General features: G+C 38.2%; 28 protein-coding genes and 1 pseudogene. 12 read left to right on the plus strand and 17 right to left on the minus strand.

Features of this window, described 5'->3' with window-relative positions; genetic code table 11:
• Positions 1-12: 12 nt before the first annotated feature.
• The 3 genes and pseudogenes from B5G52_RS22355 to B5G52_RS09115 all read right to left on the minus strand — a co-directional run bounded on the left by B5G52_RS22355 (position 13) and on the right by B5G52_RS09115 (position 1,557).
• On the minus strand, positions 13-351 hold the full coding sequence (locus B5G52_RS22355) for a hypothetical protein (protein WP_254911175.1): 339 nt from the start codon (positions 349-351) through the stop codon (positions 13-15).
• Positions 352-396: 45 nt separating this feature from the next.
• Positions 397-728 (minus strand): annotated as a pseudogene (locus B5G52_RS22360) (catalase); the annotation flags it as partial.
• A 352-nt stretch (positions 729-1,080) separates the two neighbouring features.
• Positions 1,081-1,557, minus strand: a complete 477-nt coding sequence (locus B5G52_RS09115) for a serine hydrolase domain-containing protein (protein ID WP_369679923.1) — start codon at positions 1,555-1,557, stop codon at positions 1,081-1,083.
• Between the two features lie 107 nt (positions 1,558-1,664).
• Here B5G52_RS09115 and B5G52_RS09120 point away from each other — a divergent pair, with 107 nt between their 5' ends.
• Positions 1,665-2,180 carry a hypothetical protein gene (locus B5G52_RS09120; protein ID WP_087532355.1) on the plus strand — a complete coding sequence of 172 codons (516 nt, stop codon included), beginning with the start codon at positions 1,665-1,667 and terminating at the stop codon, positions 2,178-2,180.
• Positions 2,181-2,251: 71 nt separating this feature from the next.
• Here B5G52_RS09120 and B5G52_RS09125 read toward each other — a convergent pair whose 3' ends face one another.
• The 8 genes from B5G52_RS09125 to B5G52_RS09160 form a co-directional block, all read right to left on the minus strand.
• Entirely contained in the window at positions 2,252-2,476 is a 225-nt protein-coding gene (locus tag B5G52_RS09125; protein ID WP_087532356.1) for a helix-turn-helix transcriptional regulator, read from the minus strand.
• Positions 2,476-3,033, minus strand: a complete 558-nt coding sequence (locus B5G52_RS09130; RefSeq protein WP_087532357.1) for a DUF2975 domain-containing protein — start codon at positions 3,031-3,033, stop codon at positions 2,476-2,478. The genes B5G52_RS09125 and B5G52_RS09130 overlap by 1 nt, the downstream gene beginning before the upstream one ends.
• A 1-nt stretch (position 3,034) precedes the next feature.
• Positions 3,035-3,889 carry an alpha/beta hydrolase gene (locus B5G52_RS09135; protein WP_087532358.1) on the minus strand — a complete coding sequence of 285 codons (855 nt, stop codon included), beginning with the start codon at positions 3,887-3,889 and terminating at the stop codon, positions 3,035-3,037.
• Positions 3,890-4,139: 250 nt separating this feature from the next.
• The gene (locus B5G52_RS09140) at positions 4,140-4,373 is read right to left on the minus strand and encodes a ChaB family protein (RefSeq protein WP_087532359.1); all 234 of its coding nucleotides are present in this window, start codon (positions 4,371-4,373) and stop codon (positions 4,140-4,142) included.
• Positions 4,374-4,393: 20 nt separating this feature from the next.
• Positions 4,394-4,963: a superoxide dismutase family protein gene (gene sodC, locus B5G52_RS09145; protein WP_087532360.1), complete on the minus strand. Its 570-nt coding sequence runs from the start codon at positions 4,961-4,963 to the stop codon at positions 4,394-4,396.
• Positions 4,964-5,344: 381 nt separating this feature from the next.
• A complete protein-coding gene (locus B5G52_RS09150) occupies positions 5,345-6,289 on the minus strand; it encodes a diguanylate cyclase (RefSeq protein WP_087532361.1) in 945 nt (314 codons plus the stop codon).
• A gap of 461 nt (positions 6,290-6,750) precedes the next feature.
• Positions 6,751-7,173: a hypothetical protein gene (locus B5G52_RS09155; RefSeq protein WP_087532362.1), complete on the minus strand. Its 423-nt coding sequence runs from the start codon at positions 7,171-7,173 to the stop codon at positions 6,751-6,753.
• Positions 7,174-7,436: 263 nt separating this feature from the next.
• Positions 7,437-8,669: a cytochrome C gene (locus tag B5G52_RS09160; RefSeq protein ID WP_087532363.1), complete on the minus strand. Its 1,233-nt coding sequence runs from the start codon at positions 8,667-8,669 to the stop codon at positions 7,437-7,439.
• A 225-nt stretch (positions 8,670-8,894) separates the two neighbouring features.
• Between B5G52_RS09160 and B5G52_RS09165 the strand changes: the two genes are divergently transcribed.
• Entirely contained in the window at positions 8,895-9,203 is a 309-nt protein-coding gene (locus B5G52_RS09165) for a hypothetical protein (protein ID WP_087532364.1), read from the plus strand.
• A gap of 77 nt (positions 9,204-9,280) precedes the next feature.
• Here B5G52_RS09165 and B5G52_RS09170 read toward each other — a convergent pair whose 3' ends face one another.
• Complete coding sequence (locus B5G52_RS09170; protein ID WP_087532365.1) at positions 9,281-9,868, minus strand: ACP phosphodiesterase; 588 nt, start codon at positions 9,866-9,868, stop codon at positions 9,281-9,283.
• Between the two features lie 107 nt (positions 9,869-9,975).
• On the minus strand, positions 9,976-11,106 hold the full coding sequence (locus B5G52_RS09175) for an AraC family transcriptional regulator (RefSeq protein WP_254911176.1): 1,131 nt from the start codon (positions 11,104-11,106) through the stop codon (positions 9,976-9,978).
• Between the two features lie 221 nt (positions 11,107-11,327).
• Here B5G52_RS09175 and B5G52_RS09180 point away from each other — a divergent pair, with 221 nt between their 5' ends.
• Complete coding sequence (locus tag B5G52_RS09180) at positions 11,328-12,131, plus strand: DUF2306 domain-containing protein (protein WP_087532366.1); 804 nt, start codon at positions 11,328-11,330, stop codon at positions 12,129-12,131.
• A 70-nt stretch (positions 12,132-12,201) separates the two neighbouring features.
• On the opposite strand, the gene B5G52_RS09185 is transcribed toward B5G52_RS09180, so the two are convergent.
• The gene (locus B5G52_RS09185) at positions 12,202-13,221 is read right to left on the minus strand and encodes a metal-dependent hydrolase (RefSeq protein ID WP_087532367.1); all 1,020 of its coding nucleotides are present in this window, start codon (positions 13,219-13,221) and stop codon (positions 12,202-12,204) included.
• Positions 13,222-13,442: 221 nt separating this feature from the next.
• Between B5G52_RS09185 and B5G52_RS09190 the strand changes: the two genes are divergently transcribed.
• From B5G52_RS09190 to B5G52_RS09210, 5 genes are all read left to right on the plus strand, one after another.
• Positions 13,443-15,164, plus strand: coding sequence for a DUF885 family protein (locus tag B5G52_RS09190; RefSeq protein ID WP_087532368.1), 1,722 nt, complete (start codon positions 13,443-13,445; stop codon positions 15,162-15,164).
• Positions 15,165-15,469: 305 nt separating this feature from the next.
• Positions 15,470-15,850 (plus strand): hypothetical protein, encoded by a 381-nt coding sequence (locus B5G52_RS09195; protein ID WP_087532369.1) that lies wholly within the window; start codon positions 15,470-15,472, stop codon positions 15,848-15,850.
• 253 nt (positions 15,851-16,103) lie between these two features.
• A complete protein-coding gene (locus tag B5G52_RS09200; protein ID WP_087532370.1) occupies positions 16,104-16,961 on the plus strand; it encodes a chitodextrinase in 858 nt (285 codons plus the stop codon).
• Positions 16,958-18,112, plus strand: coding sequence for a KTSC domain-containing protein (locus B5G52_RS09205; RefSeq protein WP_087532371.1), 1,155 nt, complete (start codon positions 16,958-16,960; stop codon positions 18,110-18,112). The genes B5G52_RS09200 and B5G52_RS09205 overlap by 4 nt, the downstream gene beginning before the upstream one ends.
• Positions 18,113-18,266: 154 nt before the next feature.
• Positions 18,267-18,995 (plus strand): chitodextrinase, encoded by a 729-nt coding sequence (locus B5G52_RS09210; protein WP_254911177.1) that lies wholly within the window; start codon positions 18,267-18,269, stop codon positions 18,993-18,995.
• Positions 18,996-19,039: 44 nt separating this feature from the next.
• Here B5G52_RS09210 and B5G52_RS09215 read toward each other — a convergent pair whose 3' ends face one another.
• Together B5G52_RS09215 and B5G52_RS09220 are read right to left on the minus strand one after the other, a co-directional pair.
• Complete coding sequence (locus tag B5G52_RS09215; protein ID WP_087532372.1) at positions 19,040-19,654, minus strand: bifunctional 2-polyprenyl-6-hydroxyphenol methylase/3-demethylubiquinol 3-O-methyltransferase UbiG; 615 nt, start codon at positions 19,652-19,654, stop codon at positions 19,040-19,042.
• A gap of 31 nt (positions 19,655-19,685) precedes the next feature.
• Positions 19,686-20,588, minus strand: a complete 903-nt coding sequence (locus B5G52_RS09220) for an NAD(P)/FAD-dependent oxidoreductase (RefSeq protein WP_087532373.1) — start codon at positions 20,586-20,588, stop codon at positions 19,686-19,688.
• Positions 20,589-20,755: 167 nt separating this feature from the next.
• Here B5G52_RS09220 and B5G52_RS09225 point away from each other — a divergent pair, with 167 nt between their 5' ends.
• The 3 genes from B5G52_RS09225 to B5G52_RS09235 all read left to right on the plus strand — a co-directional run bounded on the left by B5G52_RS09225 (position 20,756) and on the right by B5G52_RS09235 (position 24,137).
• Complete coding sequence (locus tag B5G52_RS09225) at positions 20,756-21,157, plus strand: Rrf2 family transcriptional regulator (protein ID WP_087532374.1); 402 nt, start codon at positions 20,756-20,758, stop codon at positions 21,155-21,157.
• 308 nt (positions 21,158-21,465) lie between these two features.
• The gene (locus B5G52_RS09230) at positions 21,466-23,151 is read left to right on the plus strand and encodes a cation:proton antiporter (RefSeq protein WP_217896182.1); all 1,686 of its coding nucleotides are present in this window, start codon (positions 21,466-21,468) and stop codon (positions 23,149-23,151) included.
• A gap of 20 nt (positions 23,152-23,171) precedes the next feature.
• A complete protein-coding gene (locus B5G52_RS09235) occupies positions 23,172-24,137 on the plus strand; it encodes a universal stress protein (protein ID WP_087532375.1) in 966 nt (321 codons plus the stop codon).
• Between the two features lie 215 nt (positions 24,138-24,352).
• Here B5G52_RS09235 and B5G52_RS09240 read toward each other — a convergent pair whose 3' ends face one another.
• Positions 24,353-25,327 (minus strand): transposase, encoded by a 975-nt coding sequence (locus tag B5G52_RS09240; protein WP_087532376.1) that lies wholly within the window; start codon positions 25,325-25,327, stop codon positions 24,353-24,355.
• Positions 25,328-25,469: 142 nt separating this feature from the next.
• Between B5G52_RS09240 and B5G52_RS22525 the strand changes: the two genes are divergently transcribed.
• Complete coding sequence (locus tag B5G52_RS22525; RefSeq protein WP_369679922.1) at positions 25,470-25,937, plus strand: DUF6515 family protein; 468 nt, start codon at positions 25,470-25,472, stop codon at positions 25,935-25,937.
• Positions 25,938-26,100 lie beyond the last annotated feature (163 nt).

The following is a 26,100-nucleotide window of genomic DNA, read 5'->3' on the forward strand; positions in this document are numbered from 1 at the left end:
CAATGCATAAAACTACCTTTTCCAATATCTTAGATTACCAAGAGTGGTAATGAATTCAGCTGATGGAATTTTAGCTAAGTTCAACCAACCATCATCACTTTGTTCTTTTAGACCGGCAGCTTCAATTAACGCCGTTGCTTCGTCAGTGAAACCTATGTACTTCATATGGGCATGTGCGTCAGAGATAAAATCTTTCGCTTTGGGTATTTCAGCTAATTGCTTTGCTCCTTCTGCAGTGGTTAATAACATCACTGCATCATAAAGTACTGACGGTCCGCCATTAATCACCTGATCTGCTGTAATATGGTCTCCATCACTATTTTTAGCGCCGCCAACTTGAGGTACTATCACTTCATAATTCGCACCTTCACTAGCAAGACTTGTTGTTAAATCAGCAAAAACCGGCGTTTTTCACCTTTTCGTTGAAAAATATCAGCAGAAGTTAAATCATCTAGCGCGTCGTAAGCTTCAAAATAACCATGAGCACCATAACCTCTAGCATGAGCAACCCGTTCCGGAATACGCTCATGATCAAAATGAAATAACTTTTCATGCAATACATGATCTTCCATTAGCCCAGGCCCACGGTGCCCCGCTTTTAATGAATTTTGATTATCACTGACAGGACAGCCCTGCGCAGTGGTCATTGTCGGCTGATTTGTATCAGCACTCTGGTACAACTCACCGCCATGCCCTTGGTTGTTTGAATACTTAAATGACTCTGCCATGATTTTCCTTCCTAAATAGATTTTTCAAATAGCGATTTGAAACAGTGCTTTTAATTAGCATGCAGAGGTAAGCAAAAAAAGACCATTGAAAAAATTTATTTAAAATCATGCAATAATAATCGTCTGGTGCTGAGCCAATAATAAAATATAGAAAGATTACACAGCCAATGTAATCTATTCCAATCTCTTATTTGGTTACATGGCGTAATGCCTTAGCTATCAAGCTAAAGTGTTAGGTGATTCAGTTTATTTTGAAAGGCTTTAGCTACTATCAGTGGTCTCTACCTAAAGCAAAAGTTAGTTACCACTTTTAAATGCCCATATGCGTTTTCTTTGCGGTGGACACTAAAACTTACAGCTGCTTCACTAGGCTATTAGTCGCAATTACGATTGGCTCAGCCCCACCGGGACTATTTCCCAACACGGCAAGTATATATCCCTTATCACGATAAATGTTAAGCTGTGCACTCATACCTAAATGAGCGCCATTATGGCCAATAATTTGATTACCCTCATCGCCTCTGACCGAAAAGCCATACCCATAATTAGGTGAAAGCATCTCGGGTTTTGCCGATGTAGCTTGAGAAGTTAACTCAGAATTTAACAACTGATGATTAATTAATGAAAGCGCAAATCTATGCAAATCACCAACAGTTGAGTACCCGCCACCAGCAGGGCCGCCTTTGACTGCTTGCTTCATTAAATTCTCAGTGATGGCGTTGGTTTCAAATGAATACCAATAACTTCTTGCCGTATTTTTAATAGGCACATCTAAATCAAAACTCCCACTATCGGTCATACCCGCTTTTTGATAAATATGCTGTTGAATCTATTATTTTTGACAATCACACACAGGAACTCGCACTTGCGCCTCCGGTATGGCTCAGTAACACACACCTTATAAGTGCAATTAATAATCGCCCCTTTGTAATAAGCATGTTAGATAATAACGTAAATATAAAATGGTTAGATAACCTACTCGGTATTCCACTCATAGCACTAGAAAACGAAGATACATTTATGTATGTTGATAAATCAGCTCAAGGAGATTGGCTTTACACATACAACCTAAGCAAATCACTAAAGCAACCTCTGTATGAACAGCTAATTACTCGCCAATTATTTAAAAATGAACAGCAGCAGTTAATCGCAGCTTCCAACAATACAATTGAAAATATCAGTACCAAAACAAAATTAGTTACAGTATCAGGGGCAAAGCTGCGTGTATTCCCTAGCAAAGACGGTATTTACTATCGCAGCTTTAGGAACAACAAATATCAACTTGGGTTTTACGGCTATAAACGTGAAGGATTAAAGCCTCAACAAGAGTTAGCTACACTTTGCGTGCAAATTTGTGACCAGCTACAGGCTGTTACCGACAACTATTATGTCTTATCAAAAAAGGTAAGCCTGGCAAATATTCTGTCACTTGAGATCTCTCGTGAAGAGTAGCTTATCAAGTACATAAATAGCGCCTGTTGAATTACTAAATTAGAACTTAAGAGTGCTTTGTTATTTACTCGTCAGCGGTCGTCTTTGTCTACATCAGATTCAAAACGTAAGATATCGCCCGGTTGACACTCTAAGTGTTTGCAAATAGCATCAAGCGTCGTAAATCGAACAGCCTTTGCTCTCCCAGTTTTTAATACGGACAAATTTTGCGCAGTAATACCAATAGCTTCAGCAAGCTCTGCCGACTTCATTTTACGCTTTGCAAGCATCACATCTAAATCAATTATTATTGCCATTAAATTACTAACTCTTGCTCTTGTTGTAACTGTTGAGCCTGTTTCATTATCCATGCAATAACATAAATAATAAGCCCAACTATAAAGCTTATAATGTCGGTATCTTGAATCACTACAGCTCGTCTGAGCTCACTACCTGTGAACATATTTAGCAGTGTTACTAACAAAGCGGGATAAAAAGCAACAAACAAAAATTGTAGTATTAATAAGCCACCAAGCCATTTAAAGCATTGAATATTTTTTAAATTAAAAAACAACCCTTGGCGGTAAAGCATGAATAAGCGTATTAAAATAAGATTTATAATGACGTATGGCAGCATTTGCGGTAACGCCAACCAAGTCATTGTATTAAAACTATTTGCCGATAATGTATTTGCGGTACTTTTCCAAGAACCGGTCACATCAAGCCCTATCCACAAGTGGGTACCGTTAGCTTGAGTAAAATTTAAAACATCACTGCCATTAAGTAACATTACAAGGGCGGTTATTAATAAAGTAGCTAGGGTCAAAAAAAGTAACGTTAGTATTACGTTACTCATCATTATTATTTTTTTCATTTTAAGATTTCTTTTCGTTCAACTGCTTTACTAATCGCTGATAATGTAGCTGTAACTTATCACCAGTTAATGCATTACCATGATGCTTGCCTTTTACAATATATAATTGCTTTTGCTTTGAAAGCGCATGGTGGTATAAAGTTTCAGCTAATACAGGTGGTGTTTGCGTATCGTCTTCTCCGGTAATTATTAAAAGCGGGGCTGTAAATGATTCCACAACTTTTAAATTATCAACCCTAGCGAGTTCATCACTAAAATTAAGCTCTACAAACGGCTTTACAAACCAAGGTATACGTTGCGAGGTCATTTGCTGCACATTGGTAATACTGCCTTCAAGTACTAACGCACCCACAGGCCGCTCGCTTGCAACGTACCCTGCAATGACACTGCCTAAAGAGTGTCCATGCAAAATAATAGGGGCATTCTCAAGGTCAACAAGGTTGGCGGCATAATCATAAACAGACAATGCATCGCGCTTTAAGTTTTCAACTGTTGGCGTGCCTTCACTATTACCGTAACCTCGATGATCAACCATTAAAATATTTACATTCATTGGCAATATTTGCTGCGCGGGTTCACCTCCAGCAACGCTTACACGAAATTGATTACCACCAAAATAAATGACCGTTGCTTGCGCATTATCAACCTTTATCAAGGTGCCACTCAACGTCACATCGTCAAACCCATTAATGGTTATGTTTTCTGTTGTAGCTGTTGGTTCTATTTTATTGAGTTCTTTAACCTGTATCTTTTGATCTGGATTCAAAAAGTGTGACTCATTAACTGAGATTGTCGTACATGCAGTTTGCAGCACAACTAACACTACCGTAGCAACAGTTAGTAACCTATGTTTCATTTTAAGCTCCCCTAGTAAAGAATTTACTATGGCACTGAAAAAATTAAAAAACAACAAAAATTATCGATAATCGATAACTTGTTATTGTTTTTAACGTTAAACTAACGTCTTTCCACTTTACATAATATCGAGCTCATGTGTTCCACATAGACATAAAAAAAGCCGCTACAGTAATGTAGAAGCTATTTTAAATTATTTAGGCTTTACTAACCTTTAATGGCAAAGCTTTTGCTCAACAGATCAACAATCGCTAGCTATTCGACTTCACCCAATTGCCCTGCTCATTTTTATGATAGCTGTTTTTAACCGCAGACCAAGCAACTTTATGTGCAGTTGTTTCACGGTCGTCATCGTTTTTTCTATCACTGGGATCCTCATAAGTGTCCCAAGCGCTATTAAAAGCCTCTTGATATATCTCTTGAGCATGCTTTGGCAAGTTACCTTTTACTGACTCAGGTAACTTGCTTGTATTTTGATAAGGCATAAATGACCTCCGTATTACTATTACTTAATTACGCCACAAGCAACACGTTTACCGCCACCACCTAATGGCTTAGGCTCATCAGCATAATTGTCGCTTCCTTGGTGGATCATCACTGCATGTTGCTTAAGCTGCTCAAGCTTGAGCCTTGGCGCTAAAACAGGGGATTTAGCTTGTCCATTTTCATTAACAAATAACGCAGGTAAATCGCCTAAGTGACCGTTACTCCAAGGCTCATCGTGGTGTTCAGCGCTGTTTGGATCAAAATGCCCACCAGCAGCCCCAGCAGGAACAACTTTCCCATCTTTTTCCTTAGGCTCACAACTAGCAAATTGATGAACGTGAAAACCATGCTGCCCAGGAGTTAATCCTTTTAAATCGGGGGTAAAAGTAACACCGTGTTCATTTTCTGACAGCGTGATGATGCCTAATGATTGCCCCTGCCCGGCCTTGGTTGCCTGATACATTTCAACGTCAATATTCGCCAAGGCGCTATTTTGTAGACATACACTGGTAAATAATACGGCACAAGCAGGTTTTAAAATACGTGCCATACTTTTTTTCATCATTGAATCAAACTGTAAGCTATTCATTCTAATCTCCTCGTTTAGTAAAAATTTGATAAAACACAACCGCTAACTTAAGCGACAGCTATGTACAAAGCTTCAATCTTCATACCAAACTGGAAAAATTACTAACTCAGCGACAAAAACACGGTAACACATTGATATAAAACTTTAAAATAAATTAACAAGCATGAATGTTAACTTTGTAGTTCTTAATTTTATAATAAATTACGCCGCAACTAAGGCATAATTACAAAGAAATAGACAAGTTTACATATTTGATAAAAGTAGGATTTGCTAACAAATAAAATGCATAAACTTATGTGAATAAAATAAGTTGGTGAATCGGGCTTTTAATCATTTACAAAGTATTTCAAAGCCCGTTAATTTAGTTTGTATTAAAAATTTTTACGCAACAATGGTATTTCGGCCACTTTTTTTGGCTTCATAAAGATTAAGATCAGCACGTTTAGCTGCTTCTTCAGGGGTTTCAGTAGCATTGACTTCGACCACTCCCATGCTAACTGTTGCCTTAATATTCTTTGTAGTATGAATTTGCTGCTCTATTGAACGTCTAATCCTTTGCGCAACTTCTAAAGCGTGTGGCAAAGACTGCCGTTCAAGCACAATTAAAAACTCTTCCCCACCTACTCGGCCGACTTTATCCGACGAGCGTATCGAATGAGACAAAGTATTAACTATCGACTTTATCAACTCATCACCAACATCATGGCCATATTCATCGTTAACCGCTTTAAAGTGATCAATATCAATAGAGATGAGCGAACTTGCTTTACCTGTTTCTTTACCCTGACTAATTGCCCTTTTTTTCATATCTAAAATAGCACGTCGGTTTGCAATGCCCGTTAACTCATCTTTTAATGCTAATAGTTTGAAATGCTTTTTATGTTGAACTTGCTTGTAAGTGTATACAGTTAAAAATAAAAACAGTGCACACATAAAAGCTAAAGCCGTTCGCTGCCACAAAGATTTATCCAGCGCTAAATCCAAAAGTACTCCTTTAATTTCGGCTACTTCTTCTAATCTGGCTATTTCTCTATTTTGCTGATTAAAATTAAACATTAATCGCTCTGATAATAAGACTCTATCAGCTACACTTTTCACTTGGCCATTTACTATTCGCAGCAATTGGTCTTGTGCATCTACTTGCTGCTTGTAGTTACCTAATTGCGCACTCAGCTGCGAAAAAAATGTAAGGTAGCGCTTAGTGAAACCCATTGGCCATGTTTGCTGCCTATCAAATTGAGTTAACATTTCATTTTTTCGTCTCGCAGCAGCAAGATCACCTGTAGCTAAAAGCCACTCGCCATGCGCTAATGCATGCAACTGCATGATCCACTCACTACTAAATGAAAGTTGTTTTGCTTGATTAAAATAAAGCTTGGCCTTGTCAAATTCACTTAATTGTGTGTACAGCTCTGCAACTTTGATTACTAAATATGCAAAAGCATCATCATCTTCAAATTTTCTAACAGGGTCAAAAATCGATAAGTAAAGAGGAATGGCTTTATTAATATCCCCTTTTTGTTCATACGCATAAGCAATTTCGTCAGTGATTTTATACTGCTCTTGTACATTAAATACAGCTAACTCTGATTTAGCACGCTGTAATTGCTCAATCGCTAATCCATAGTTAGCAAGCGCTAAATGTATACCTGCAATTTCACGAAGACTTAAAGCGCGTTCGTATGGGTTATTTGCTAGATCATAAGCCTGATAAGACGTTTGCGCTGCAGAAAATGCGAGCTCGTATCGCCCTTGCGCAACATATACACGGCTTAATACTTTATTTGCTAACCAATAACAGAGTACATATCGGCGCTACGGTTATCAGATGTGAGAGCTAGTTCAGTAATCGGGGTTAACTTGGCTATTGTTTGTGTATATAACCCTTGACTGTAAAACTGTGAGCCCTCACACACATCAAGTGAGTACTGAAGTACTTTAGAGCCAGATCTATTGACCACCTGTGTAGCCTGCGTAAAAAAAGATTTAAATGTATACCGCTTATGCGCTGTATCAGTTTCGAGAAACCAACATTTAAAAGCCATAACGCGTGCATTATCCACACTATTGTCATAGGGCATACCTGCTTCAAGTGTATTTAATATAGTTTTGGACTCAATCGTTGTCGTATGACCATGATAAACTCGGTTTATCATTTCACTAACATCATTAGCAAGAAGGTTTGTTGAAAAAATTAAAAAGAAAAACATCCTGTACATACCCTAAAATCCCTCAGGTTACTGCGCGACGCTTGTTATTTTATTTGCCGCTTTTAAAAATCCTAACAATTATTGCACTAAATCAAATTTAATAATAGCTAACCAATAGTAAAGACTCAAAGAAACACGGACTTAATCAATCATTTTTCATTAGGTTTAGCCATGTTTAAAAGGTGGGTAAACGTAGCTAGTTTGCCAGTTGAACCCCACCATACATAACCATTGGGGTTAACAATAAATATGGAACACAAACATTACTTGGACCATGTAATTTCAGCTAGTTGATTGGTTGCTGTTTGATGAATAATAAGCCCATTATTACCCATTCGCATGTGCCTTATTAAGCCAGAATAAACGCCCTCTTTACTGGGTATTTGCCAGCTTTGCATGGTTTCGCTTGCAAGGTCGAACCTAACTAAGGTTTCAGGTCGTTTTGCTGACTCGTTAAACCAAATAGCGTCATCAGCATATTCAATGGCATACGGGTGACTATCTTTGCCACTGGGGTTATCCCACTGGGTAATTTCACCATTTTTTGGATTATAACGACCAAGCTTCCCCATGCCGGAGTTCACATAAAAAATCATATCATTCGGCGTTATGGCAAGTCGCCGAGTATGAGTTTTCGCGCCAGGCAGTTTGATTTCGCTCAGCTGCATAGAGTTTTTATCAACTTTAATTAAACAGTTGCTGCCGTTGCATGACACCCAAGGCGTACCATTTGAATCAAGCTTTATTCCATAAGGACGAGAACCTTTGGTTGGTAAAGTAACAAGCTGTATGTCGCCATTTTTGGGGTCAAGTTTACCAATCATATTACTGTGTTGCAGGGTAAACCAAAACGTCCCAGCATCATCAAACACACCCGTATGCGGGTCGCGAGCTTTTACATCTGGCATTTTATAAACTTTAAATTGCTCTGTTGCCAAATCTAAATAGCCAACGGTGCCATTTTTATTACCTAAAAACCAAGGCGTCTGGTTTTTATCAAGTGAGACACTGTGCGCATAGGTGCCGCTTGGCAAGGTGTATTCTTTCATATCACCCGTTTTAGGATTTAAACGGCCAAGGATGTTTCCCCATTGCCCAACCCACCAAATAATGCCGTTTTTACCTTGTACTGGGTCTCGCGCACGTTGGCCAAGTGTTGGCACTTGCCAATATTTAAAGTTTAACTTGAGCTCTCCATCAACTACCTTTGAGTCACGCTTAGCGTTAACTGGATAATGTTCTGCTAAATAAGCACTTATGTCTTGAGTTAATTGCGTGTCTGAGCCAGTATCAACCATGTAGCTAATAAGCGTTTTCCAATGTTCTTGACTATAACCCGCACTGCGATCGAGATTCTTAAGGCTATGGCAACTACTGCATAACTGTTCAACTAATTGCTTCGTCTCTTTGGCCAAAACAGATACTGGTGAAATTAATACTCCTGATACGGCCATTACAGCTACATATTTATTAACTACAGATTTATCCCTACTCATAACGCCCCCTTACTTTTTTATCATTAAAGCATAGGGTAAAAACACTTACCATCAATGTTTATTTTGCAATAATTACCGAGCTTTAGCGCCAATATTAAAAATAGTTTATCGTCAAACTAAACCTCATTCTATAAAAACCTTACCGCCACATTGCTGGCTGCCAACAAGCTCAGGTATAATCACTTTTTCAGGCTTTATTTTCAGCCATCTAATTTGGATTACACAATGAAAAAACTCTCTGCCGTGCAAATCAAGCAACAAGCACTTGTACTGAATGTTGCCGACACAATAGAAGAACAAGGTCGCAATGAACTAAAAGGTATGTTGCAATGCTGGTTTGATGTGGAATATCACTTATTTCCTGGCTCACTACTAATGTGTTTTCAATTTGAGGATGAACAAGCACTAGCGGCAGCAGAACCAGAACTTTTAAAGTGGCAAAAACGCTTAAGTGGTGCAATGCTTAAAAAAGGGGTTATCTTAAAAGATATGCGCAAGCATTTAGTGTTCACCCTTAAAGGGCCTGATGATTGATTTATTAAGTAACGAGAAACGGATTACGAGCTTCAAAATTTGCGGCTGGTTACTCTACTCTCGTAACTACTGAAAGCTTAGAGCTCTTCAATCCCCTGCTGTCTCACATGCTCAATAAGTTCTGGAAAAAACGCTAAAAATAGCGCATCTAACTCACGGTAATTACGCTTGATATCCTCCACCGCACCAGTAAACTCATTAATAAAGCGAATGCGCTTTGCTATATTATCAAGTGCAACTCCTACTCCTTCGAGAGTTTCGTATTCTTTAAACCAATCATCTTCAGTCAAACTCGTTATAACGCGCTGCATTTTACAAGGCATAACAGGCATACGCTGATGTAAAAAACCAAAGCTCGTATGTTTAAAGTCAGTTAATCGCTGATGTTCAAAGGTTTGCCAATGCTTAATTAGAAAATGATCAAATAACACATCTATCGCCACGCCCGAAAAGCGCCTTCGTTGTGGTGAAAAATACACCTTAGCGTCTTTAACTAAAGGGTGAGCATCGGTAAACTTATCAACCAAATAATGGTTATTTAGCGCATTTACAACTGATAAAGGGAGATTTTCAGTATATTTACGACCACCAAAATCCCCGAGTAAATTACCAAAATGCGAATCAGCCGTAGGTTTTGCCAAATAAAGATGAGCTAAATAATTCAACGTATTCCTTAAGTTATTTATACAGGCTAATAGCCACAGAAAATTAAAAAACAACAAAATATAAGTGTACGAAAAATAAAGTTACAACCGCCAACCTTTTTAGATAATCAACAAGACCCTACATTCGCATTATTATAATTGTCGCTTTGTTTTCTATACTCATTAGGAATATCGCCCACAATGCTTTTAAATACCCGATTAAACGTTGCGAGAGACGAAAAGCCACTCTCAAGTGCAATGCTCAAAATACTCCATTCTTTAGCTTGCTCACTTGCTAATAACCCTTTCGCATAATTTACACGGTATTGATTAATAAACAGATTAAAGTTAGCAACCTTATAATGATATCGAATCGCTCGGCTAATTTTATATTCAGGCATCATCAGCGCTTGCGCAAAATCTGAAATTTTAAGGTTCGTTTGTAAGAATAATTGCTGTTCATTTATGAGTTCAGAAATACCAGCTATCAACTCAGGTGGTACTTGCTCTTGATGAAGAGTGCTTTTGCTAAGATGTTTTACTTCATCACTATCAAACCCAACCTCATCATTCTGAGGTAGCGTTTGCTTGTTGGCGATACTTGCTTGTAGGGTCATAACTGTGTGCATTGCAAATACAATTAACAGTGCAGAAGAAGTGATAATTAGCGGGTTATATAGCTCAATCTCCGCTGGGCTAAATATAAATACAGGTAATATACTGGCATTAAAAACCGCTAAAAAGTACGCACTTGCAAAAATCACTGATTGCACTTTTTGAGCGTGTGTTTTGCTATTAAAACCTCTCAGCGACTCCCAAAAAGAAAGCACTAAAATGCACGATGAAAGTAAACCTGTTATTTCATTCATGCCTTGTTTTAATCGCCACATTATATGACTGCTAGAAAGTGGTTGCGGGTCAAGGCTAACTAAATAGTGCCATGTTTGATTAAACATGATCAAAAGCGCGATGGTGCTAGCAACTGCCACATGCCTGCGTGAAATAGGGTTATGCTCACGAAATAAGGCCCGTGAAATTAACCACGAAACATTACACGTTGCGCAAGTAAACAAACCAATAAAGTATTGATACTCACCCAAGCGTGGAGCACTAATTTTTTGCGCCCCTACCATACACAGCGAGCCACAAAATATGGCAAATAAATAATGAACAAGCTGCTTATCTTTTTTAAGCCCATTTAAAAGCATCAAGCTCATACAAACAAAAATAAGCATAAAATAAGGAGACGTATTTTGCATAACAGTGCACTTTTACCTGATGTATAAACTTGCCTAGCCACCATAGTACAAAGTTACTTTTCAGTTAGCAAAAAGACTTTGTGAGGGAATGTGTCTGTATAAATTAATTAATGTCAAAAATCCACAATATATCATTGCTCAAATTTCAAATTTGATAAGAAACCGCCCTTCAAGCCCTTTATATTTGCGTTATTCGTTTAATTCAGAAAAAGAAAACATCAATGCATAAAATTAAATTAAACCCAAGTACATTGCTTAATAATAGTAAAAAAATATGGTTTACGTGCCTGCTGATAGCACAAATCTGCTTTGTGACTTACCTCTCATTGGGATACGGGCTTACGGGCGTCACTACAGGAATCTCTGGTTGGAGTCGTCTAAATAGCACCGCCTATGTTGCTAACGACGCAACTGGAAACTTTATGTATGCGCTACATGTATTATTAGCCATCGTGATGATAATAGGCGGCAGCTTACAACTAATACCCTCTATACGAACAAAGCACCCTCGCTTTCATCGCTATAACGGCCGTATTTTTGTGTTGCTCGCCTGTACCATCTCTGTAGCAGGTATCTACCTTATGATAGCCAGAGGAACCGTTGGCAACACATTAATGCAAGGATTAACTATATTTGGTGGTTGCGTGGTCATTTTATCAAGTATATTAGCAATAATAGCCGCCAAAAATCGTAATATTAGCCTTCATAAAATATGGGCAATACGCTTATACCTCGCAGCAAATGGGGTATTATTTTTTCGCTTGATGATTTTTGCTTGGTTCTTAATATTTGGTACTTTAGGAGTCGATACCACCACGTTTACCGGCCCAACGGTGTTAGCTATAAGTATTTGCTCATATGTGCTCCCTTTGCTTATTGCTGAGCTGGTAAGGTATGCAGAAGATACCACGAATAAAGTTATTACACTTGCCACTGCAAGCTTAATGGTATTGATCGCCATTGTATTTTTAGTGGGTTTATTTGGGGTCGTGTTAGCCAACTGGTACCCTGCAGTGATTAACTAATAAGTACTTTATTAGGATCTCTTAAAGCCCCCCCTTATAAAAGGGGGGAAACTAGATTTAGGTCGCCTTATCAGTGAATAGCTTTAGTTGATAAATCAACACTAGGATCTGTAATACGCGAATAAATGAACCCGAGCTTATCTAGTGGAAGCCTATTATTCAGCCTTTGGTAACCCCCGGTAACCCACTGCTGGTTACGTTGCTGTGCAACCACAAACGAGAATACATAATAACTTTCTTGGCCCATTCTTAAGTCACTCATTATCAACTTTTCATCTTGTTGATACACACCGTAAAGGCCTTTGGTAAAATTTTGCAATAATGTGATGGGCTTTTCTGTATCAAGCTGAGTTAATAATGTATTTGTTGTCGGGTAAAAATCTATATTAACGTTTTCTATTGCATCAAATACCGATGCATAAACCTCATAATGACCTTGTTCAGTTACCGCGACTGCTCGCCAAAGTAACGTATTTAAGGGCGTAGGCGTACTTTCATAATGGGTAAATTCGATATTTTTATTGTTCAGCGCCAGATGAATCTTCTCATTGATATGCCACTTTGCAACTAAGCTCCAGATTAAATAAAACGAACTGAGAATCAACGCGCAGCTATTAATGTACTGCGCATAGAGCTTAAAACGCTCAAAACACAATATGATCGTTGAGACTATCAATGGCACAGTGTACGCGGGGTCAATAATAAACATACTCGAAATGCCAAATGGGTATGTCGAAAGCGGCCACAGTAACTGTGTGCCGTACACTGTAAAACTATCAAGTAAGACGTGAGTACTCAAAATTAAAAAAATGGCCACAGACCATCTGGTACACGAAACACTTTTAGCCCAATTCATTTTAAGCATTAGCCAGGCAAATAAAGGGCTAAGTAAAAGCTGCATCAATAGAGAATGACTAAAGCTGCGGTGATAAACAAAGTTTTCAATCTCGGAGCCGTAATTTATCAAAACATCTAAATCAGGCAAGGTGCCAAACGTCGCACCAACCAGTAATGATTTTCGACCAAGCTTATTGCCTAATACTGAATAAGCAACTGCGCTGCCAAGTACAACCTGTGTCAGTGAATCCAATGAAAACCCCTTATAAAATAGCTTAACCGCGAGACTATGTTGTACTGCTTTATCATCGATGTCGATCTCAATGAATAATTAGTTTGTAATTAGTCCCAACTGAAAAAGCCAGCGCATTTACAACGTTAATTTGATACCCTAATTTAAACATAAAATACTCAAAACTAACGTCATACACCACTGTTTTATAAAATACTAACTTGCTAATAATGAGAAAAAACATGCATAAAATAAATCTATTGGCTCTTTCTTTAACTCTTTTTTCATTGCCAAGCCTCGCTGATGACAATACTGATTTAAAAAATATAATTGATCAGCACTGGCAGCATGCACAAAGTGAAAAAATATTTTTCCGTACCGATCCTGATGGGTGGAAACCCAATGGCAAACTTGCAAACTGGACTGAGCAAGCAATACAAAAACGCCAAACATATAACAACCAAGTGTTGCAAAAACTAGCCGCTATTGACGCGCAATCTCTCAGTAAAACTCAGTTAATGAATTACCGACTTTTTAAATACGAGCGCGAAACCGAGCAAAAAAGCTACCAGTCATATGATAAGTACTTTCCTGTAAACTTTTTAAGCGGCTGGCACACGTACTTTGCAGAGGCTCCCGCTAACATGGCGTTTTTAACCACCGCCGACTACGACAACTTTTTAATCAGTTTGGATGACTACCCCCGCTTTAATCAAGAAAACATAAACTTGATGAAAGAAGGTGTACAACGTGGCTACACACATTACTGCACTAGCTTTAAAAACTACGACAAGAGCATCAGTGCGCATATTGTCAAAGATCCAAAAGATAGTGCTTTGTACGAGCCGTTCACCCGCATTCCCAACACCTTTAGCCAACAACAAAAAGCTGCTTATCAAGAAAAAGCTAAAAAACTGATTAGCAATAAAGTAATCCCTGCATACCGACATTTTTATGATTTTTTTGTTGATGATTACATGCCAAATTGTAGGACTGAGCCTGGTATTTCAAGTATTAAAGGTGGCCTTGAATATTACCAATACGCAGTAAATTACTACACTACCACACAAGCAACACCTCAAGAGATCCATGAGTTAGGTCTACAAGAAGTTGCACGTATTAAAGCCCAAATGCAGGCCATTATTGACTCTCTGAATTTTAAGGGCACTTATGCTGACTTCTTACAGTTTTTAGCGACTGATCCTCAGTTTTATGCCGCAGACAAACAAGATTTGTTAGAAAAAGCAGCCTTTATTACGCAAAAAATGTATGGCAAATTACCGACTTATTTCAGCCATTTACCACGTAACACCTTCGCAATTAAAGACTCAGCAACTCGAGGCGCTTTTTATATGCCACCGGCAGATAATCGCTCAGCAGGCACTTACTTTTTAGCTTCAACGCCTTCGTTACAACCTTTATATAATTTAGAAGCCTTGAGTTTGCACGAAGCCATACCAGGCCATCATTTACAAAATGCGATAGCAATGGAGCTTGATGTACCAGAGTTTAGACGCACACTTAACCACTCTGCATTTGGCGAAGGCTGGGGACTCTATGCAGAGCGTCTTGGTAAAGAAGCCGGCTTTTATCAAGACCCATACAGCGACTTTGGCCGCTTAGGCTACGAAATGTGGCGCGCAGTCAGACTAGTTGTTGATACTGGTATTCACGCATTTGGCTGGAGTCGAGAGCGCGCGATTAACTACTTAAACGAGTATACGGCATTGCCGCAAAGTGCCGTAGAAGACCAAATTGATCGTTATACTTCATGGCCTGCTCAAGCGCTTTCATACAAAATGGGCGAGTTAAAAATACGCGAGCTCCGCGCAAAAGCTGAAAAAGAACTTGGCGCTAATTTTGACATTCGCCGCTTTCACGACACCGTAATTGGCCAAGGCTCACTGCCAATAGCTGTACTCGAAGAAGTCATCAACGACTGGATAGCACAACAACAAAAATAGTGTTCATTGCATTTGTTTGATGCATGTTTATGTAATAAGTACCAGTCAACAACCATTAAGTAATCGTTGTTGGCTGACCTCTAATGATTTTTTTACCTACAGGCCAGCACAGCAGCAAGCCACAAACTAGAACCGAAACCACTCCTTCGATTACAATTGTATTTTACTAATTCAGTAAAGAGTCAGCCCTATTTTGCTATCACTGTCACTGCATTTTTTCGGTGCTGTACAAGCTATAAACACCTTGCTTAGCCTCACTTTTAAATGCCAAATTTATTGCAGCAGATTGAGGCTAATTATTCATTATGACAACAACCTTTTTAAGTAACTCACAACAAATGGCTCTGCAACAAGCGCTGATCGACAGTAAGCTTTTAAACAGCGACTCATTAAATAGTAATAACTCACCCTCACCAGAGCACAAAGCGTATAGCCTAATTGCTGTAACACTCTACCGCTTTAATTTACACAAAATAAAATGGTCATCTTTTTTAAAAACAGCAATCAGTGCAGTGGCCAATATATGCCAATGGCTATCTAACGAGTTTGTTAGATGTCAACAAAACTACAAAAATCACCCTAATGAAAGCGAAATAATTGAGCAAAGTGCATTTTTTAATGGTGTGTTTAGTGAGGAACTCGCTTATATAGATACTTTACTGGATGCTGAAGTGCAGGCTAAGTAAAAATTCAAGCCTTGGAGGCAAACTAAATCAATAACTTGATAATCATTTATTTTTAACCAATAAACCCAGCGTTTCATTTCCTCCCATACGACAAAGCATCTCCTTGTTCTCTCGGGTAAAATTCAATTCTAAACTAAAACACAACTTATCCATACTGTAAAAATTTTGAAATTTTTAACCCTCTCACCTTGTTTTTACCTAAAAGGTGGACTTAATTTAAAAAGTAATGAAACTTCATAAAAAGGACTTTGTAATGATTAAACTCATCATTATTGCTTGGTTACTTTTTTGTTCGCATGCTTACGCGACAAATATTTTTCAGCTGAGATCTAAAGCTAACAATATAAATTTCACCGATATTCAACCAAACCACCCACGATGGAATGCCAGCTCAATTTATGTCGCCGGTGATGTTGTTACTCATAACAACAGCTTATTTATAGCCGCTTTTTGGGTTAAAGGCATTGAGCCAATAAAAAACCAGCCCCATTGGGATGGTTGGATTTGGCTGCAAAATACAGTCATAGAAAAATGGCAAGCGAATAAAATGTATCAAGCTGGCAGCCTTGTAAAACACGGAGTCGACTACTACCTTGCCCGCTACTGGAATGAGAATAACGAACCTAAACCTCACAGTAGCTGGCAGCGCATTAAAGATTTATTTTACCTACCCCCAGAACTACCACCTGAACACCCTGACGACTATAAAACGTTGGACGGGGTTGATCAAAATGACAACGGTATCCGCGACGATTATGAGCGCTATGTGTATGAAAAATTTGATTCTCCACAGCTCATCACCTTCAGTTTAGGTGCCGCTTCAACATTGCAACTGGTTATTGATATTGAGCAAGGCCGTATCCCAAATTTAGATACTGAGATTGGGAAGCAGATTATTTTAGATTTTATAAATATAAGCTTCTGCACTGAAATGATACAGAATACGTTCCCTTCTTATCGCAATCCTAAACTGATGTACTTTAATACTATAGATAGGGCCTATGCTAATCGTAAAGCACAAAATAAAGCTCATGATCTAATTCCTTGGGATGACGATTTTCATCTAGATGCTGATATGTCTTGCACAATATTAGAGGAAGTAATGAAATGAAAACTTGCTTATTAATCATCCTAATATTCTTTATTCCAAAGGCACAGGCCGAATTCGATAGTCTTGATAGGTATTGCTCAAAACAAATAGACCAACTGCGCTTGTTCTACGTTAATGGTATGTTTACTAGCTCGGATGATTTTCGAAAAAATTTAGCTTGGTTAGATAATTTTCAGATGACTAAATTAGGTAAATACCTTAAAGGTAGAGAACCAACGGGCAGCTATAACAAAGATGAAGACCTTCATATGCAAATATATGAAGTAGCAAAACAAAAATATGGCGATTTATCCCCTTTTTCAAATAAGTACCACCTCATAACTGCAATACTCGGTGGTACCGTCGATTCTCTTTCTCAGGAAAATATCGCCCATATTGAATCTGTAATTGAAGAAGTATTTTCAAGTGTAACTTATTCAAAGTTAAACGATACTGATTATAGAAATGCCTATCAAAAGCTGCTGTTTCAAATGCACTCTTGCAACCGTATTATTCTTATTGGTCACTCGCAAGGTAACTTTTACACCAATGCTCTTTTTGAGGAAACCATATCTACTTATCAATATAGCGACGGGTATCTTGCTTCCGATTATCCACTGGTTGGCCTAGCCGCAATAGCAACACCAACAAGTTCAATAGGAGGAAGTTTGGGGGAGGAATATAAAGAGATCATTTCACACCTTACACTTGACGAAGACTGGTTCATGCGAGCCGTAAGGATTCTATTTGGTAGTTTACCTTCAAACTATTCTGCTGAGTCTTTATTTGATTCAACTGGTCATGGGCTAATTGATGCGTATCTAAGAAATAATGCTGTTGCAAATGCAATAAGTGCTAAAATTGAATTTTCTATACAGAACCAAACTCCTTTCCCCTTATTTGAACAACACCCTGTAAATTCAGATGCTTTTTCACATATAGGCTATTCAACGATTAATAAAGTTCTTGATCTCAAATTTGAATCAGGAGGTGTTTACCGTTATTACAATATACCCATATTATTATGGGATAAGCTGTATTACTCAACATCAATGGGGAAGGTTTTTAATGATAATATTCGAGGTCAATACCCTTTTAATAAGTTAGATATTGAAAGTATGACTTACCTAAAAATGACATCACTTGAACCAGTTGCAAAAGTTGAAAAATAACTAAACATCACCAAAAGGATTTTGAAATGACTAAACTCATCATTATTATTGCTTGGTTACTTTTTTGTTCGCATGCTTACGCGACAAATATTTTTAAGCTTAACTCACAAGCTAACAATATAAATTTAACCGATATTCAACCAAACCACCCACAATGGAATGCCAGCTCAATTTATGTCGCCGTGATGTTGTCACTCATAACAACAGCTTATTTATTGCCGCTTTTTGGGTTAAAGGCATTGAACCGATAGAAAACCAGCCCCACTGGGATGGCTGGATCTGGCTACAAAACACCACGATAGAAAAGTGGCAAGCAAACAAAGTGTATCAAGCTAGTAACCTTGTAAAACACGGTACTGACTATTATCTTGCTCGCTATTGGAACGAGAATAACGAACCTAAACCTCACAGTAGCTGGCAACGCATTAAAGATTTATTTTACCTAACCCCAGATTTGCCACCCGAACACCCAAACGACTATAAAACGTTGGACGGTGTTGATCAAAATGACAACGGTATCCGCGACGATTATGAGCGCTACGTGTATGAAAAGTTTGATTCTCCACAGCTCATCACCTTCAGTTTAGGTGCCGCTTCAACATTGCAACTGGTTATTGATATTGAGCAAGGCCGTATACCAAATTTAGATACTGAGATTGGTAAGCAGATTATTTTGGATATGATAAACATAAGCTACTGTGTTCGATATTTACAAAATTCACACCCACACTTTAGAGAACCCGAAGTTTTATACTTTAATACGATAGATAGAGCTAACGCTAACCGGAAAAGCCAAAATAGAATTAGTGACTATATTGCTTGGGATGACGGTTTTCATCGAAGTGCTGATCAATACTGTAAAATGCTTAAGCTGAAGGAGTAAGAGCCTTTTTTAAGTCAACGGTTTAATTATACCTTGGGAAAATCTTACATACTTTTACAAACAATAAGCCAAAATATTTGTGAATACTCGTTAACCTCTTTTACTTCAAGCAATCCATAGCTGCTAAACTGTGCCTTGATCGCCGCTTCATCATAATAAAATAAGTTAACCCCATGCTTGCTTGCAAATCTGTCTTTACTTATTTCAACACCTTCGCCATAGGTTTGGCTATCTGTAGATAAAGTAACAAATACCATGTAGCCATCATTTTTAAGTTGTTTATAGCTATTATTTATCAGGTTTGTACGTGCTTTTTCATCAAGCAAGTGAAGTAAAGCATAACAAAAAACGCCATCATATATTTCATCATCAAAAGGCATGTTATTAACATTGCCGTGATGAATCTTCATGGTATTACCGTATTGCTTTCTGGCTATTCCTATTGCAGTCTCAGATATTTCAATACCGGTTACATCAAAACCATGATCACTAAATACTTTGCCGTTTCGGCCGTAGCCAAATCCTGGGATCAAAAGCTTTTTCAAACCATTATTTTTAAAAAGAGCGACAGTTAACGCTGTTGTGCTTGAAGCTTCATCACCCCACATCATTTGCTTATCTTTAAAGGTAGTTTCCCAAAATTCTTTATCTTTTGTCATACTGGCAGCCTTGTGTGCGCTGATACTTTAACTACAACAACTCTTGTATTAATTGTTTATGTACACCTATACCTGCCATTACACCTGATGCAGAAGCAAATGTGGCATTTTGCATTGGGTTAGCTATATCGCCAGCGGCAAATACACCAGCAACTGTGGTTTGTTTAAAATCGTCAGTTACGACTATCGCCCCCATTGGCCCATCTGTAAACTCACAGCCTAAAAGCTCAGCAAACGAGCTCGCCATATGTGTTTTAGGCCCAACATATAAGCCTCCTAATGCAATGACGCGACCATCGGCAAGTTTTACCGCAGAGACTTCAAGGTTACCCCCTAATACTTCAACAACGGGTGTATCTTCAAAGCTAACTCCACGTTGCTGTAAAAATAATTTTTGTTCTGGATCGGGCTGGTATTCACCTTGCGAGAAATAGGTAGTTAAGCCCCAATCAGGGATCATTCCTGCTTGATGTAAAGACATTGGCCCCGTTGCAATAACACCTAAAGAACGATTACGTAACTCATAACCGTGGCAGTAAGGGCAATGTATAACTGTTTTTCCCCAACGCGCTTTAACGCCTTTAATATCAGGTAATTCATCTTTTAAACCTGTGGCGAGGATAATTTTTTTGCAGGCTATTGTCTCACCGTTATTGATTTTTACGCTAAAACCCTGCACTTTTTTATTAATATCAACCACTTTATCTTCAATAATGGTGACACTTTCATACGCTTGTAATTGCTGCCATGTTTTCTCTTTAATAGCCGATGGGCTGTATCCATCTAAACCTAAAAAACCATGCGAATGGTCAGTAAATCGGTTTCTTGGTTTACCTGCATCAATGACAGTTACTTTGCGCTGAGCTCTTACTAATTGCGTAGCTGCGGAAATGCCCGCAAAACTTCCACCAATAATCACAACATCTTGCTTCATCTTTAATTCCTCATTTATTGCAAACCGATTCATTCATCAACTTCAATTCATGAAACATATTAAGTTACATGAGTTTTCAAAGTCAACACATGCAACATTAAAAGTTTCGTGATATTATCAAACGCATAAAATGGCTAAGGCTATTTATAGATTAAGAAGAGAATAAAATGAGAAAAGACAGTCGATTATCGCGCATGCTACATATTTTAATTCACATGGATCACATGGACGAGCCTGCAACATCAGACCATATAGCAACAATGCTACAAACTAACCCTGTGGTTGTAAGACGTACTATGGGGTGTTTACGCGATAGAGGTTATGTCACTTCGATAAAAGGACATGGCGGCGGCTGGCTTTTAAATGTCTCATTAGCAGATATCACCTTGCTAGATATTCATACAGCCTTAGGCGAAAGCTCTGTATTCACTATCGGCTTAAGTGATGAACATACAGAATGCCTGATTGAAAAAGCAGTAAATAGAGAACTCGCCAGTGCACTCAAAGCCTCAGAAGATTTATTACTAGCACGCTTTGGTGAAGTTAGTTTAGATAAGCTAGCCTTCTAGTAGTATGTAGCCATGCTGCAATTGAGTTTAAAAATAACAACACTTAGTTTTTTGAATAAACAGACCAAAAAAACACAGCAGCCTGCTTGACCGGAACTTTCGAATGGGTGCCCCCTTTAGTTTTCATCAAGACTAAATCACTGTATTACATATGTATTGTCACCTTTTTGTTGCTTAATCTAATATTTTTTGTTTCAAATCATGTGTTGTCACTTGATAAATTGTTAATATTTTCTTGAATTTATCCTTTGCTGAGTACAGCATTAGGTATTGTTAAATATATTCTGTGTCTGGATAGGAGTATAACAGTGACTTTAATTGAACTGATCACACAGTCAGCATTTACCGAGATAGCTACACTTTTGGTATTAGCTGCATTGTTGGGCTTTATAGGTTTACTGTTAAGACAACCATTGATTGTTAGCTTTATCGCCGTTGGCTTAATAGCCGGGCCTTCGGTGTTAGATATTGTTCATTCTAAAGAACAAATCCAACTTCTATCTGAGCTCGGAATTGCTGTGCTGCTGTTTCTTGTTGGTATAAAGCTTGATGTAAAACTCATAAAATCCATTGGTAGTGTCTCTGTTTTAACCGGCCTTGGTCAGGTGGCGTTTACTTCCCTATTTGGCTATTTTATTGGTTTTGGCATTGGTTTAGATCATACCACCAGTCTGTATGTCGCAGTTGCTCTTACTTTTTCATCCACCATTATCATAGTCAAACTACTTTCAGATAAACGAGAAATAGAATCTTTACATGGTCAAATCGCCTTAGGCTTTTTAATTGTTCAAGATCTTGTAGTTGTTATGGCGATGATAGTGCTGGCAACCATAGGTATAGGTTCAGGACATGGAGAAGATGGAAGCTCTTCCGTATGGCAAGTGGGAATTTCGGGCTTAGGTTTACTCGCTTTTGTTATTGTTTTTGTTCGTTATATTGCAAACCCATTAACAGAAAAGCTAGCTAAAGCCCCAGAATTATTAGTGGTTTACGCCATAGCACAAGCGGCTTTATTTGCCGCTATTGGTGACCTAGTAGGCTTAGGGATGGAAGTGGGAGGCTTATTAGCTGGGGTTGCTTTAGCGTCAACCCCTTACCGTGAAAGTATTGCCGCGCGACTCGCACCACTACGCGATTTCCTATTATTGTTTTTCTTTATCGCTTTAGGTGCCACATTAGATTTATCTTTACTTGGTAACCATCTAGCTGGTGCAACTATCTTTTCGCTATTTGTTCTTATTGGGAATCCACTTATTGTCGTAATTATTATGGGGCTTATGGGCTACAGTAAACGAACTGGTTTTCTTGCTGGTTTGACGGTAGCTCAAATTAGTGAATTTTCTTTAATCTTCATCGCTATGGGGATAAGTTTAGGCCATGTGCCACAAAATGTACTGGGCTTAGTGACCTTAGTTGGGATCATTACGATCGCGGCCTCAACATATATGATCACTTATTCCCACCAACTTTATTCAATATTTTCTCCCGTACTAAATATATTTGAGCGTTCAGGAACTCCCCGTGAAAAAGTTGCCGACGATCATCCTGATAACCATTACCCTGTGATCATATTTGGACTGGGGCGTCTTGGCACTGCGATTGCCCAACAACTGAAAGCTAAAGGCATAAAGGTTTTAGGCATTGATTTTAACCCGTCAGCAATAAAAAGTTGGAACCATTTAGGGCTAGATTGTGAATATGGTGATGCCACCGATGCTGAGTTTATTCTTGAATTACCACTCAAACATGCAAAGTGGGCTGTGTCTACAATCCCTCACTTACATACTGGTTTATCATCAGAAGATCCACGTAGAACCGTAGTTCAATTAACCCGCTCAGCTGGTTACCAGGGCAAGTTAGCCGCGGTATCACAGAGTACAGCTGATAGTGAAGAACTCGCTTTGTTAGGTGTTGAGTTAATTTTAGAGCCTTTCCAAGATACAGCGGATCATGCTGCTGATATACTTATCCAAGGTGTTAAGTCGAGTAAATAGCTTTATAAGGAGATCGTAATATGAAAAGATTCAGTAACGTATTATATGTAATGAATGAACCGATGGATAAACCGTCACCGTCTTTACTACGTGCCATTTCATTAGCCAAAAATAGTCAGGCAGATCTAACCTTACTTTTGGTTATTCCAAGTTTATCCCTATCATCTGCGCTAAATAAAATAGGCATTGAAAGCCCTAAAATAGAGACCCTTACCCTGACTAAAGCAAATGAAAACCTACGCAGCCTTATTGCTTCTTTGGATAATGACGTAAATATTAAAGCTGAAGTCAAAGTAGGTAAAAGATACTTAGAAAGTATCCGAGCGGTATTGTCGAATAGCTTTGATATTTTACTCAAAGAAGTAGATAAACTTAGTTGGTTTGATCGGCTAATCACCAGTGATGATATGCATTTATTGCGCAATTGCCCATGCCCTGTTTGGTTAATGAAAAAAGATGAAAAACTCAATTATAAACAAATACTAGCAGCCGTAGACTTTGACTCTATAGATGAAAGTAACTGTAATCTTGAATTAAACAATACGATACTTGAGCTGGCTTGTGCAATTTCGTTAGCCGAGTTTTCCACAACTCATGTAGTTAATGTATACGATGCGCCCAATGCAGGATTTATCAGTCTTTGGGTGGAAGATCCAGACAAAGTCGAAAAAGAGTTATATGAATTTGAGCATCGCCACAGTCAGCATAAAATGGAGCAACTATTAGAAAAGTTAAAACACACTTTAGGACAAAAAGCTTATAACTTCTTATCTTTACGTTCACATATTATTAGGGGGACTGCGGAAGAAGAGTTACCTAAGGCTGCACAAGCGGTTGATGCCGATTTAGTTGTAATGGGAACAATCTCTCGTACCGGAGTTGCAGGTCTTGTGATTGGAAACACAGCAGAAACGATTCTTAACCAACTCGATAGTTCGATTTTAGCCGTTAAACCAAAAGGATTTATATCGCCCATAAGTCTTTGATAGAGCAGTAAAGCAAAAACTTTTTATTTACGTAGCTAACCACTTTCTAAAAAGAAAATGCGAGGATCACCCATTAGAAAGTTCCGGTTAAGCAGGCAGCTGTGTTTTCTTGATCTTTTTATTCAAAAAGCCAAGTGTTGTTACTTTTTAAACTTTAAACTCACTTTAAATATGACTATGCATCCAGTAATGACGTCGATTGGTATCGATAGGGGTCAAATCTTGACTTCACACATCAAACAATCTCGAAGTTTTTCGTATTGTAATTTAACCTTCTTATCGTCAATCATTAATGCATTTAATCTACCGACAGTTTTTGATAGAGCCGAATAGTGTTTAACATTAAATATATCTGCTAATGCCTGCAAATTTAATCCCGTTAAATCTTGGCATAATTTAATGGCAAACCAACGGGGTAAATTTTTCTCTTTTCGCCCCTTTTTAACAATTACTATATCATCTACCTCAACACCAAAGTATTGAGCTAAGTAGGAGATTACATCTTCTGCTGAGTACTTTTTAACAACAAGCTTACTTTCACTATTTGGTGATGCGATATGGTCTTTTATATTTTCAATAAAGTCCTCACAGCCCAGAACCGACAATAACTTTTTAGCATTATAAAAAGCGCTTATTTCTTCACTGTTTTCAAACTCCACAAACTGCTTATAAGCTGCATATTTACGCTTTTTGCCTTGGAGCGAAAATATAAAATCTCGAACGAGCCATTTAGGCACCGCTACCCTTTTAATAAAAGCGGAATAGCTAGACCATTGATACTTAGCAAGGTCATCTACCAGCGGGGTGCTCGTTTCAATTGGATTACGATGAATATACCGACTAACATGCAACAAATAGTTATCAGCATCCACCAAAACCGCTTTATATCGCCCTCTAAACAGCGCACCGTCTGTGTTATGTATTCGATTAAAGTATTGAGTATAAAGGCCATTAATATGCTTCATGGCTCGACCTAAATTAGCATCAGGGGTTTTGATGAGTAGGTGGTAGTGGTTGGTCATTAAACAATATGAGTGCACTTCAATATTAAAACGAAGACTTGCTTGCTCAATGCAATATAAAAAATACGTAAAATCGTCATCGCTCAAAAAGGTATTTTCACGCCCTCTTCCACGATTCATCACATGATAAAACGCATTCTCATACTCTATTCGCAGCGGCCTAGACATAATAATAAACTCAATGAGCAATAAACTATAAAACTAGACCATTAATGTATGAAGTCAAGATTTGACCCCTTTGGTTTTCAAAATTGCTCATTACAAATATGACAAGCGTAAATACGCTTATCTAAAAAATAAGCGCCACAATGTGGTTACATACAAGCCTGGACGCTACTTTAGTAACATACCGCGTAACAGCGCATCAGTTAGATTTAATGGTATTTCGTTCACATTTAGTGATGGTATCTATTATCGAAAAGCAAAAAGAGGCTACCATGCTGTTAAACCACCAAGAGGGTTAAGAATCCGCTCATTACCAAAACATTACTCGTATTTTAAACGCCATAATAGAACCTACTACACATATCAAAATGTTTACTATTTGGCAGATAATAATGGATACAGAGTGGTCGATGCTCCTGAAGTGTTAGTTAATAAGGCTGTAAAAGTAGAGAGTGATAACAGTTATGAACTTGGACAAACCTACGACACACTTCCTATCACAGCTGAAGCGGTCACTATTAATGAGCAACAATATTTTAAATACCAAGATATTTATTTTCTACCACAGATAAATGACGATGAAGTAAAATACTTAGCCATAAATTTAGGCTAAGAAGCCGACGAATAAAAAAGCAAGCCGTGTTATGCGCCTTGCTCTTAAGTCATTAAATTAGTTATTCGAGGATCAGGCCTTTAGTTTCCATGATGCTTAATTAAACAGCCTAAACTCATATGGAGTTCTTTACCCAAACCATGGTGAATATTCACACCAATCG

Source organism: Pseudoalteromonas sp. A601 (assembly GCF_002165575.1).
Classification (GTDB): domain Bacteria; phylum Pseudomonadota; class Gammaproteobacteria; order Enterobacterales; family Alteromonadaceae; genus Pseudoalteromonas.